This window comes from Geodermatophilus sp. SYSU D00698 (genome assembly GCF_054050335.1).
The window spans coordinates 121,578-133,074 of the sequence record NZ_JBJGZD010000012.1; the positions used below are offsets into that span (position 1 = coordinate 121,578).

The 11,497-nt window shown below is 75.7% G+C and carries 8 protein-coding genes; 2 read left to right on the forward strand and 6 right to left on the reverse strand.

Features of this window, described 5'->3' with window-relative positions; genetic code table 11:
- Positions 1–6 precede the first annotated feature (6 nt).
- A complete protein-coding gene (gene serA / locus ACI8AB_RS13100) occupies positions 7–1,608 on the reverse strand; it encodes a phosphoglycerate dehydrogenase (protein WP_456950467.1) in 1,602 nt (533 codons plus the stop codon).
- A 194-nt stretch (positions 1,609–1,802) separates the two neighbouring features.
- Between serA and ACI8AB_RS13105 the strand changes: the two genes are divergently transcribed.
- Both ACI8AB_RS13105 and ACI8AB_RS13110 read left to right on the forward strand, forming a co-directional pair.
- Positions 1,803–2,603 (forward strand): hypothetical protein, encoded by an 801-nt coding sequence (locus ACI8AB_RS13105; protein ID WP_456950468.1) that lies wholly within the window; start codon positions 1,803–1,805, stop codon positions 2,601–2,603.
- Between the two features lie 112 nt (positions 2,604–2,715).
- Positions 2,716–3,297: a hypothetical protein gene (locus ACI8AB_RS13110; protein WP_456950469.1), complete on the forward strand. Its 582-nt coding sequence runs from the start codon at positions 2,716–2,718 to the stop codon at positions 3,295–3,297.
- A 66-nt stretch (positions 3,298–3,363) separates the two neighbouring features.
- On the opposite strand, the gene ilvC is transcribed toward ACI8AB_RS13110, so the two are convergent.
- The 5 genes from ilvC to ACI8AB_RS13135 all read right to left on the reverse strand — a co-directional run bounded on the left by ilvC (position 3,364) and on the right by ACI8AB_RS13135 (position 11,388).
- Complete coding sequence (gene ilvC, locus ACI8AB_RS13115; RefSeq protein ID WP_456950470.1) at positions 3,364–4,389, reverse strand: ketol-acid reductoisomerase; 1,026 nt, start codon at positions 4,387–4,389, stop codon at positions 3,364–3,366.
- 48 nt (positions 4,390–4,437) lie between these two features.
- Positions 4,438–4,965, reverse strand: a complete 528-nt coding sequence (gene ilvN / locus ACI8AB_RS13120) for an acetolactate synthase small subunit (protein ID WP_387993355.1) — start codon at positions 4,963–4,965, stop codon at positions 4,438–4,440.
- Positions 4,966–5,056: 91 nt separating this feature from the next.
- The gene (locus ACI8AB_RS13125) at positions 5,057–6,925 is read right to left on the reverse strand and encodes an acetolactate synthase large subunit (RefSeq protein ID WP_456950471.1); all 1,869 of its coding nucleotides are present in this window, start codon (positions 6,923–6,925) and stop codon (positions 5,057–5,059) included.
- Positions 6,926–7,223: 298 nt separating this feature from the next.
- A complete protein-coding gene (locus tag ACI8AB_RS13130) occupies positions 7,224–9,896 on the reverse strand; it encodes a putative bifunctional diguanylate cyclase/phosphodiesterase (RefSeq protein ID WP_456950472.1) in 2,673 nt (890 codons plus the stop codon).
- Complete coding sequence (locus tag ACI8AB_RS13135) at positions 9,889–11,388, reverse strand: putative bifunctional diguanylate cyclase/phosphodiesterase (RefSeq protein ID WP_456950473.1); 1,500 nt, start codon at positions 11,386–11,388, stop codon at positions 9,889–9,891. Before ACI8AB_RS13135 ends, ACI8AB_RS13130 begins: the two co-directional genes overlap by 8 nt.
- Between the last annotated feature and the right edge of the window lie 109 nt (positions 11,389–11,497).

The window sequence follows — 11,497 nt, forward strand, 5'->3', positions numbered from 1 at the left end:
CCTAGGTCAGCGGGGGTCGAGGTCCGCGGAGCGGGCCTCGCGCGCCCCGATCCGGCCGGCGATGCCGGCGAGCAGGTCGGGGGCCACCGGGCTGTCGACGACGACCGCCATGAGCGCCTCGCCGCCGCGGGTGGTGCGGCTGACCTGCGCCCCGGCGATGTTGATCCCGGCCTCGCCCAGCGCCGCGCCGACGGTGCCGACGACGCCGGGCCGGTCGGTGTAGACGAAGAACAGCAGGTGGCCGGACAGGTCGAGGTCCATGTCGAAGCCGTCGACCTCGACCAGCTTGGGCACCTGGTTCTTGCCGAACAGCGTGCCGGAGACGCAGACCTCGCGGCCGTCGGCCATCGCGCCGCGCACCCGGACGAGGTTGCGGTAGTCGGGGCTGTCGAGGTCACTGCTGAGGGTCACGTCCAGGCCGCGCTGCTGGGCCAGCAGCGGCGCGTTGACGTAGGTGACCTGCTCCTCGACGACGTCGGCGAAGACGCCCTTGAGCACGGCCAGCTGCAGCACCGAGTCGTCGAACTCGGCGAGCTTGCCGCGGACCTCGACGGTGACCGACTGGGCCAGCCCCCCGGCGACGGCGGTGAAGACCGTGCCCAGCCGCTCGGCCAGCGGCAGCCCGGGCCGCACGTCCTCGGCGACCACGCCGCCGGCCTGCACGTTGACCGCGTCCGGCACGAAGTCGCCCTGGAGCGCCAGCCGCACCGAGTGCGCGACGGCGGTGCCCGCCTTGTCCTGCGCCTCCGCCGTCGAGGCGCCCAGGTGTGGGGTGACGACGGTGTTGGGCAGCGCGAACAGCGGGCTGTCGGTGGTGGGCTCGGTCGCGAAGACGTCGATGCCGGCAGCGCCGACCTGACCCGAGCGCAGCGCGTCGGCGAGCGCGGCCTCGTCGACCAGCCCGCCGCGGGCGGCGTTGACGATGATCACGCCGCGCTTGGTGAAGGCCAGTTCGGCGGCGCCGATGAGCCCCAGCGTCTCCGGCGTCCTGGGCAGGTGGATCGTGATGAAGTCCGCCTCGCGGAGCAGCTCCTCCAGCGACACCATCCGGACGCCGAGCTGCGCGGCGCGGCCGGGCTGGATGTAGGGGTCGTACGCGATGAGGGTGGTGCCGAAGGCGGCCAGCCGCTGCGCGACGAGCTGGCCGATGCGGCCCAGGCCCACGACGCCGACGACCTTGTCGGTGACCTCGACGCCCATGAACTTCGAGCGCTGCCAGGCGCCCCGGCGCAGCGACGCGTCGGCGGCCGGGATCTGCCGGGCGGCGGCCAGCAGCAGGGCGACGGCGTGCTCGGCGGCGCTGACGATGTTCGACGTCGGGGCGTTCACCACCATGACGCCGCGCTCGGTCGCGGCGGCGACGTCGACGTTGTCCAGGCCGATCCCGGCCCGCGCGACGACCTTGAGGTTCGGCGCGGCGGCGAGGGCCTCGGCGTCGATCCGCGTGGCGCTGCGGATCATGACCGCGGCGGCGTCGGCCAGCGCCGGGAGCAGGGCGGACCGGTCGGCGCCGTCGACGTGGCGGATCTCGACGTCGTCGCCGAGCACCCCCAGCACGCTCGGGGCCAGCTCCTCGGCGATCAGGACGACGGGCGCGCTCGCGGTCACGGGTCCACAGCCTAGGGAGGCGGGTGTGCGGGCGGGGTCCCGCGTCCGGGCTGCCCGTGATCACCGGGCGGTGACGGTACGCACCAGCCGCCACGACACCCCCGCCGCGGAGGGAGGGCCGCTTGCCCTGCCGGGTGGCCCCCCGCACGCTGGGCGCGACGCGCCGGGACGAGCCGGCGCCTCCGGAGGAGACCATGACCGACTTCAGCAAGGACAGCGGCGGGGCCTCGGCCTCCGGCCAGGGCCAGCCCCAGGACCCGTCGTACGGCCAGCAGTACGGGCAGCAGGGCCAGGGCCAGGGCCAGCAGGACAACGGCCGTCAGGACTACGGCCAGCAGTACGGGCAACCGGGCTACGGGCAGACCCCGCCGTACGGCCAGCAGGGCTACGGCCAGCAGGGCTACGGCCAGCAGAGCTACGGCCAGCAGGGCTACGGCCAGACCCAGCCCTACGGGCAGCAGTACGGCCAGTACGGGCAGCCGGCGCCCTACGGCCAGCAGTACGGCCAGTACGGCCAGGACGGCGTCCCGGCCAAGCCCGGCGGCGTCGTCACCGCGGCCGTCCTCGGCTTCGTGCTGGGGGCGATCGGCGTCCTGATCAGCCTGCTGCTGGTCTTCGCCGGCGCGGTGGCCAGCAGTGCCGGCGACGAGCTGGACAGCGAGATCCCCGGCTTCGGGTCGGTCGCCGGCGCGGTCGGCGGCGTGATCCTGGTCTTCGGCCTGGTCGCGCTCGTCTGGACCGTCGTCATGATCTGGGGCTCGGTGTGGGCGCTCACCGGGCGCAGCCGCGTGATGCTCCTGGTCGGCGGCTCCATCGCCCTGGCCTTCACCCTCTTCGGCCTGATCGGCAACCTCGCCGACGCCGACACCGCCGGTGCCGGCGGGATCGTCACCAGCCTGCTGTTCTTCCTGGCGGCGCTGGCCATCGTCGTGCTGCTGTCCATGAAGCCGGCCGCGGCCTTCTTCGCGGCACACCGCGCCCGCCGCGGTCGTTGAGTCCGTCCGTGGGGGGACGTCGCGTCGGCGGACCCCCGCGGACGCCAGCGAGCCCCTACACTCCGCCGCCGACCGCCGACAGGGCGGAGCCACCTCCAGGAGGAACCCGAGCATGACCAGCCCCAGCTTCGACAAGAACACGCCGCCGGGGGGTCAGCCCGGGTACGGTGCGCCCGGCGCCCAGCCCTACGGCCAGCAGCCCTACGGCGCCCAGCCCTACGGCCAGCAGCCGCACGGCGACCCGGCCCCCTACGGCGGCGGCTTCGGCGGCCCCTCCCCGTACGGCGGCGGCCCGGCCGGGCAGCGTCCCGGGCAGGTCACCGCGGCCGCGGTGATCGGCGTCGTCATCGGCGGCCTGGGCTCGCTGTTCGGCCTGCTCGCCATCCTGGGGATCGGCGTGCTGTTCGCGCTCAGCCCGCTGCTCGGGATCATCACCCTGCTGGCGGTCGCCACGGCCGTCGTCGTGCTGGTCGGCGGCATCCAGGTGCTCACCGGCAAGTCCCCGCGGCTGCTGCTCCTCGGCAGCTACGCCTCGATCGGCATCCAGCTGCTGACGCTGGTCATCTCGCTGGCCGTCGGCGGCGGCTTCGAGTTCTCGGCGCTGCTCGGCTTCGTGCTGCCGGGCCTGATCGTCTTCTTCCTGCAGCAGCCCCAGTCCAAGCAGTACTTCGCCTCGCGCGGCCTGGCGTACTGACCTCCTCCGCACACGCAACGGCCCCCGCTGCCGACAGGCAGCGGGGGCCGTTCGCGTCGCCGGACGCTACGAGCGGGCGGCGGTGCCGGTGTAGTCGTCGGAGGCCGACACCCAGCTCATGAGGCCGCGGAGCTTGCGGCCGGTCTCCTCGATCGGGTGTGCCTCGGCCTCGGCGCGGCGGCGCTTGAAGTCCGGCGCCCCGGCGTCCTGGTCGGCGATGAAGGCCGCGGCCCACGAGCCGTCCTTGATCGCGGCGAGGACCTCCTTCATCGACTCCTTGACCCGGGCGTCGATGATCTTCGGGCCGGAGGTGTAGTCGCCGTACTCGGCGGTGTCGGACACCGACCAGCGCTGCTTGGCGATGCCGCCCTCGTACATGAGGTCGACGATCAGCTTGAGCTCGTGCAGGCACTCGAAGTAGGCGACCTCGGGCTGGTAGCCGGCCTCGGTGAGGGTCTCGAACCCGGCGGTGATCAGCGCGCTGGCGCCGCCGCAGAGGACGGCCTGCTCGCCGAACAGGTCGGTCTCGGTCTCCTCGGCGAACGTCGTCTTGATGACGCCGGCGCGGGCGCCGCCGATGGCCTTGGCGTAGGACAGGGCGAGCTGCAGCGCCTGCCCGCTCGCGTCCTGCTCGACGGCGACCAGGCAGGGCACGCCCTTGCCGTTCTCGAACTCGCGGCGGACGAGGTGGCCGGGGCCCTTGGGGGCGACCATCGCGACGTCGACGCCGGCCGGGGGCTTGATGTAGCCGAACCGGATGTTGAAGCCGTGGCCGAAGAACAGCGCGTCGCCGTCCTGGAGGTTGGGCTCGATCGACTCGCTGTACAGCGTCCGCTGCACGTGGTCCGGCGCGAGGATCATGATCAGGTCGGCCTCGGCGGCCGCCTCGGCCGGCGTGACGACCCGCAGGCCCTCGGCCTCGGCCTTGGCCCGGCTCCTGGAGCCCTCGGGCAGGCCGACGCGGACGTCCACCCCCGAGTCCCGCAGCGACAGGGCGTGCGCGTGACCCTGGCTGCCGTAGCCGATGACGGCGACGGTGCGCCCCTGGATGATCGACAGGTCGGCGTCGTCGTCGTAGAAGATCTCGGCCATGCGGTGCGTGCTCCTTCGGTTGTTCTCGTGCGGGGGGGGGTGCGGGGGCTAGGCGCTGCGGTCGACCGGGCGCAAGGTACCGGCGCCGCTCATCGCGCGCGGACCCCGGCCGAGGGCCACCGTGCCCGACTGCGCCATCTCCTTGATCCCGAGCGGGGCGAGGACGGCGAGCAGGGCCTGCAGCTTGTCCGGGGTGCCGGTGGCCTCGAGGGTCACGGTGTCGGTGTTGACGTCGACGACGCGGGCGCGGAAGAGCTCGGCGGTCTGCAGCACCGTCGTGCGCTCGGCCATCGGCGCCCGCACCTTGACCAGCAGCAGCTCGCGCTGGACCGCGGCGCCGCCGTCCAGCTCGACGATCTTGATGACCTCGACGAGCTTGTTGAGCTGCTTGGTCACCTGCTCCAGCGGCGCGGACTCGGCGTCGACGACGATCGTCATCCGCGACAGGTCGGGGTTCTCGGTCGGCCCGACGGCCAGCGACTCGATGTTGAACGCGCGCCGGCTGAACAGCGCCGAGACGCGGGCCAGCACACCGGCCTTGTTCTCGACCAGGACCGACAGGGTGTGGCGGGTCATCTGTGAAGAACCTGCTTCCGATTCGTCGTTCGGCCCCGTTCCAGGGGCCCGCCGCGGGCGTGCGAGTGGTGGGGAGGAACGGGGTCCTCCGTCAGACCTGGTCGTCGCCGAAGACCGGGCGCAGGCCGCGCGCGGCGAGGATGTCGTCGTTGCTGGCGCCCGCGGCGACCATCGGCCACACCTGGGCGTCGTGGCCGACGACGAAGTCGATGACCACCGGCGCGTCGTCGATCGCCATGGCCTTCTCGATCACGGCGTCGACGTCGTCCTTGCTCTCACAGCGCAGCCCGACGCAGCCCATCGCCTCGGCCAGCATCACGAAGTCGGGGATGCGCACCGGCTTGGGCCGGCCCTCGTCGTCCACCGGGTGCAGCTTGGTGTTGGAGTAGCGGCCCTCGTAGAAGAGGGTCTGCCACTGCCGGACCATGCCGAGGTTGCCGTTGTTGATGATCGCGATCTTGACCGGGATGCCCTCGATGGCGCAGGTGGCCAGCTCCTGGTTGGTCATCTGGAAGCAGCCGTCGCCGTCGATGGCCCAGACCGTGGTCTCCGGGCGGCCGTACTTGGCGCCCATGGCCGCCGGCACGGCGTAGCCCATCGTCCCGGCGCCGCCGCTGTTGAGCCACGTGCCCGGCTTCTCGTACCGGATGAACTGCGCGGCCCACATCTGGTGCTGGCCCACGCCGGAGGCGTAGATCGCGTCCGGGCCGGCGATCGCGCCGAGCCGCTCGATGACGTACTGCGGCGACAGCGAGCCGTCCTCGGGCCAGTCGTAGCCCAGCGGGTAGCGCGCCCGCCAGTCGTCGAGCTGGGCCCACCAGGCGGCGAGGTCGGGCGTGCGGCCGGCGGCGTGCTCGGCGCGCAGCGCGGTCACGAGCTCCGCGATGGTCTCCTTCGCGTCGCCCACGATCGGCACGTCGGCGCGGCGGTTCTTGCCGATCTCGGCGGGGTCGATGTCGGCGTGGACCACCAGCGCGCCGGGCGCGAAGGAGGACAGCTGGCCGGTCACCCGGTCGTCGAAGCGGGCGCCGAGGGCGACGAGGACGTCGGCCTTCTGCAGCGCGGTGACCGCGGCGACGGTGCCGTGCATGCCGGGCATGCCCAGGTGCTGCGGCGAGCTGTCGGGGAACGCGCCGCGGGCCATGAGGGTGGTGACGACCGGCGCCCCGGTGAGCTCCGCGAGCTCCGCGAGCTCCTCGGTGGCGCGGGCCTTGAGCACCCCGCCGCCGACGTAGAGGACCGGCCGGCGGGCACCGGCGATCAGCGCGGCGGCCTCGCGGACCTGCTTGCCGTGCGGGCGGGTGGTCGGCTTGTAGCCGGGCAGGTCCAGCCGCGGCGGCCAGGAGAAGTCGGTGGTCGCCTGCAGCACGTCCTTGGGGATGTCGACCAGGACCGGGCCGGGGCGGCCGGTGGCGGCCAGGTGGAACGCCTCCGCGATCCGCTGCGGGATCTCCGCCGGGTCGGTGACCAGGAAGTTGTGCTTGGTGATCGGCATCGTGATGCCGCGGATGTCCGCCTCCTGGAAGGCGTCGGTCCCGATCGCGCCGCTGGGCACCTGGCCGGTGATCGCCACGATCGGCACCGAGTCCATGTAGGCGTCGGCCAGCGGGGTGACCAGGTTGGTCGCACCCGGGCCGGAGGTGGCCATGCAGACGCCGACCCGGCCGGTGGCCTGCGCGTACCCGGTGGCCGCGTGCCCGGCGCCCTGCTCGTGCCGGACGAGGACGTGCCGCACGCGCGAGTCGAACAGCGGGTCGTAGGCGGGCAGGATCGCGCCGCCCGGGATGCCGAAGACGACGTCGACGCCCACGGCCTCGAGCGAGCGGACCAGGCTCTGCGCGCCGGTGATGCCGGTCGCGGGCTCGGCGGCGGACTCGGCGATCGAGCGGGCCGTCGTCTCGACACCGGTGAGGGCCTCGGCGGCCTCTCGGGTGGCGGACTCGCTCGGGGTGCTGGTCATGCGGTACGTCTCCTGTGCCGGACGGGCGGGACGGGCGTGCGGTCCCCGGGTGTCTGCTCGGTGCCGCCCGGGTGCGGGGAGGCTCCCGGCTGTCCGCCGGGCCGGCCCCGCCCCGGGCCTTGTGCCAACAAAAAACCCCTCGTGCCGTGGGCACAGAGGGGCGTAGCGCGTCGGTCGGGCGACCGGCGCGCTAGGCGACTACGAGGAGCAGGCGGGCGGAGGGCACGCGGACACTGTGCGCCTCGACCGCCGTGACGTCAACCAGGCTGTCCCACACAGTGGACTCGTGTCGTCCGTCTCATGGGACGGCGACGGGCACCGGGCCGTCCAGCGGGGCGGGGTCGAAGGCGTCGACCAGCGCCGGCAGCGCGGGGCCGGGGACCGGCCGGCCGATCAGCCAGCCCTGCAGGAACCGGCAACCGAGCGCGGTGAGGACGGCCATCTGCTCGCGGGTCTCCACGCCCTCGGCGACGACGTCCATGCCGAGCGTGCGGCCGAGGTCGACGACGCTGCCGACCAGCGCCGCGCCGCGCGGGTCGGTGTCGATGCCGGACACGAAGCCGCGGTCCATCTTCAGCACCTGCACGGGCAGCCGGGCGAGGTAGGCCAGCGACGAGTAGCCCTTGCCGAAGTCGTCGAGGGAGACGATGCAGCCCAGCGCGGACAGCTCGGCGAGCTCGGCGAGCAGCCGCTCGTCGTCGTCCATGAGGACGCTCTCGGTGACCTCGACCATCAGCAGGTGCGCGGGCAGGCCCGAGCGCTGCAGGGCACGGGTGACGTCCTCGACCAGGCAGCGGGCCTGCAGGTGGCGCACGGAGATGTTGACCCCGAGCTTGAGGTCGCGGCCCTGCTCGACGAGGCGGGCGTGCTCGGCGGTCGCCGTCTGCAGCACCCACCGCTGCAGCGGCACGATCAGCCCGTCCTCCTCGGCCAGGCCGATGAACTCCTCCGGCGGCACGGGGCCGAGGACCGGGTGGTCCCAGCGCACGAGGGCCTCGACGCCCAGGACGCGGCGCTCCGCCACGCCGGCGACGGGCTGGTAGACCACCCGCAACTGGCCCCGCTCGATGGCGGCGGGCAGGTCGCGGGCCAGCCGGCTGCGGCGGGCGGACTCCTCCACCAGCGCCTCCCCCGAGGCCCGGACGCCGTTCTTGCCCTGTGCCTTGACCGTGCGCAGCGCGAGGTCGGCCTCCCGGACGGTCGCCGAGGCGTCGGCGCCGGCGACCACCTCGGTGACGCCGACGCTGGCCGAGGTGCGCAGCACCGGGCCGGCGCCCTCCGGGTCGCCGGGGGCGGCGTAGCGCTGGGTGCGGTCCAGCCGCGCGACCAGCCGCTCGGCCAGGGCCAGCGCCTCGTCGGGACCGGCGTCGACGACGAGGGCGAACTCGTCGCCGCCGAGGCGGGCGACCAGGTCCCCGGCGCGGGCCTCGGCGCGCAGCGAGTCGGCCACCTCGCACAGCAGCCGGTCCCCCGCGTCGTGCCCGGCGACGTCGTTGACCGCCTTGAAGCCGTCGAGGTCGAGCAGCAGCACGCAGGAGCGCCGGCCGCGGGAGGCCTGGGTCAGGGCGCCGTCGAGGGCGGCCATGAAGCGGGCGCGGTTGGGCAGCCCGGTGAGCGAGTCGGTGTAGGCCAGCCGCTCGAGCTCCCGCTGCCCGGCGCGGCGCTCGGTGACGTCGCGCAGGTGCAGCACCAGCCCGTCGCCGGACCGGCGGCCCGCGGCGGGGGCGGCGCCGGACACCTCGACGTCGCGCCAGGTGCCGTCGGCGGCGCGCAGCCGGCCGGTCGCGGGCAGGCCGTCGGGCGTGCCGTCGCGCAGGGCGGCGGAGACGCGGTCGAGCAGGTCCCGGTCCCCCGGGTGCAGCAGGCCGCGGAGCACCCGGCCGATCAGGTCCTCCTCCGCGACGCCGAGCCGCTCGGCGACCGGGCCGGTCGCGGAGGTGACCCGGCCGGAGCCGTCGAGGACCAGCGTGACGGCGTCGCCGCTGTGCACCAGCGCGCGGAACCAGCCCTCGGTCCGCTCCAGGCGGCGGGTCAGGGCGGCGGCGTCCCGGGCCCAGTACAGCGTCCGCGCCGAGGTGAGGAGCACGAGCACGAAGGTCGCCGCGGCCTCGGCGGCGGGCAGCGGGCGGCCGGCGACGGTGCCGCCGGCGACCGCGAGGAGCGCGGCGGTGGCCGCGCCGTGGGCGAGCACGCCCCCGCGCAGGGGCAGCGTGCGGCGGCCGGCGTCGGCGGCGGCGTGCGCGCCGGCGTCGGCCCGGGCGGCGCGCAGGCCGGCGGCGAGCACGGCCAGCCAGCCGAGCACGACGACCACGCCCCATCCCGGGGCGGTGCCCGCCGACGTGCGGCCGAGCGCGCCGCCGACCGCGACCAGCGACATGGCGACGAAGGCGGCGAGCAGCCAGCCGGCGGCGCGGCGGCGGTCCTCGGGGACGGCGGTGAGGGTGACCAGGCCGATGCCGCACAGGAGCGCCCCGACCAGCGGGTAGCCGGCCGCGATCAGGCCGCTGCCCGGCCCGCCGGTCCGGGCGACGAGGTCACCGAGCAGCACGCAGCCGAGCAGTGCGACGGCGACGGTGACGACGACGCCGTCGAGCAGCACCCGCGTGCCGAGCCGCCGGTGCGAGCGCGGCGGCAGCAGCAGGACGGCCGCCGCGACGGCGACCGGGACGCCGAGCAGCGTCGGGAGGTCCTCGACGCCGCCGGTGGCGAGGTCGCGACCGGGTGAGGCGAGGGCCAGGGCCTGGCCGAGCGCGAGCAGGACGCCGGCGGCGGACAGCGCCCACCAGGGCCGGCCGGCGCGCCCCGGCATCCGGGCGGCACAGCGGGCGAGCGCCGCGGCCGAGGCGGCGGACGCCGTCCCGAGCGCGGCCGGCACCAGCCAGGCGGGCGCACCGGTGAGCAGGCCGGCGACGGTGACGACGCCGAGGACCGCCAGCAGGACCTGGACCGCCGGTGCGGCGCGGTCAGCCACGGCGGCCGGCCCGGACCGTGGAGGGCTCGACCGGCGGGACCGGGTCGGCCGAGGAGCCGACCAACCCCGGCCACAGCCGGCCGGCGCCGTCTCGCAGCAGCCGCACGAGGTCGGCCAGGGGCAGCGGGCGGGACAGCAGGAAGCCCTGCGCCTGGTCGACGCCCAGGCCGCGCAGCGCGCCCAGCTGGGCCGGCGTCTCGACGCCCTCGGCGACGACCTGCAGCCCCAGGGACCGGCCGACGGTGACGACCGCCTCGCACAGCGCGCGGCTCTGCCGGTCGCGGTCGACGCGGGAGACGAAGGACCGGTCGAGCTTGAGCACGTCGACCGGGAGCCGGGTGAGCAGGCCCAGTGACGAGGAGCCGGTGCCGAAGTCGTCCAGGGCCACGTGCACGCCCATCAGGCGCAGCGCCTCGGCGTCGACGGCCACGGAGTCCCCCTCGGCCAGCACGGTCGACTCGGTGACCTCCAGGACCAGCCGCTCGGGCGCCAGGCCGGAGGCGGAGAGCGCGCCGGCGACGTCGTCGACGAGGGTGCGCTCGGCCACGTGCGCGGCGGAGACGTTCATGCCGATCCGCAGGGGCCCGCCGTCGCCGGCGGGCAGCACGGCGGCGGCCGCGGTGATCTCCCGCAGCACCCAGCGCTGCAGCTCCCCGATGACCGCGGCCCGCTCGGCGATCGGGACGAACTCCCGCGGCGGGACCTCCCCCAGCTCCGGGTGCCGCCAGCGCAGCAGCGCCTCGACGCCGGAGACCCGCTTGTCGGCCATCGACACCACCGGCTGGAAGGCCAGCCACAGCTCCCCGCGGTCGGCGGCGCCGGGCAGGTCCGCGCGCAGCCGGTCGCGGCGGGCGGCGGCCGCGCCGAGCGCCGGCGTCCAGCAGGTGGCGCGGGCCGAGCGGGAGGCCCGGGCGGCCGCGACCGCGAGCTCGGCGCGGGCGCCGACCTCGGCGGCGCCGGTCCCCGGCTCGACGACGACCACGCCGACGGCGGCGGTGAGGTCGAAGACGCCGGCGGCGGTGGTCACCGGCTGCTCGAGCACGGCCAGGCAGCGGTCGGCGAGCAGCGCGGCGGTGTCGCCGTCGCCCTCGGCCAGGACGGCGAAGGTGCCGCCGACGAGCCGGGCGACGACCTCGTCGCCGCGGACGGCGGCGCGCAGCCGGCGGCCCAGCTCGACGAGGACGGCGGCGACGGCGTCGCGGCCGGCGTGCTCGCGGACCTCGTCCAGGCCGGCGACCTCGAAGAGCAGGACCGCGGACCCGGCGCGGGTGGTCGCGGGCTCCAGGGCCGCGTCCCAGCCGGCCCGGTTGGGCAGGCCGGTGAGCGCGTCGGTGAACGCCAGCTCCTCCAGCGCCCGCTCCCGGGCCACCCGCTCGGTCACGTCGCGGCAGTGCAGCACCACCGAGGCGACCGCCGGGTCGGCGCGCAGGTCGGAGACGCTGGCCTCCAGGCAGCGCCGCGCGCCGCCCGCGTCGCGGACGTGCAGCGTCACCAGCCCGGGGGGGGGGGGGGGGGGGGGGGGGGGGGGGGGGGGGGGGGGGGGGGGGGGGGGGGGGGGGGGGGGGGGGGGGGGGGGGGGGGGGGGGGGGGGGGGGGGGGGG

Excerpts from the sequence above, each read along its gene's own strand:
- ACI8AB_RS13125 (WP_456950471.1), bottom strand. The coding sequence starts at position 6,925 with ATGACCAGCACCCCGAGCGAGTCCGCCACCCGAGAGGCCGCCGAGGCC.
- ilvN (WP_387993355.1), bottom strand. The coding sequence starts at position 4,965 with ATGACCCGCCACACCCTGTCGGTCCTGGTCGAGAACAAGGCCGGTGTG.
- ACI8AB_RS13105 (WP_456950468.1), top strand. The coding sequence starts at position 1,803 with ATGACCGACTTCAGCAAGGACAGCGGCGGGGCCTCGGCCTCCGGCCAG.
- ACI8AB_RS13110 (WP_456950469.1), top strand. The coding sequence starts at position 2,716 with ATGACCAGCCCCAGCTTCGACAAGAACACGCCGCCGGGGGGTCAGCCC.
- ilvC (WP_456950470.1), bottom strand. The coding sequence starts at position 4,389 with ATGGCCGAGATCTTCTACGACGACGACGCCGACCTGTCGATCATCCAG.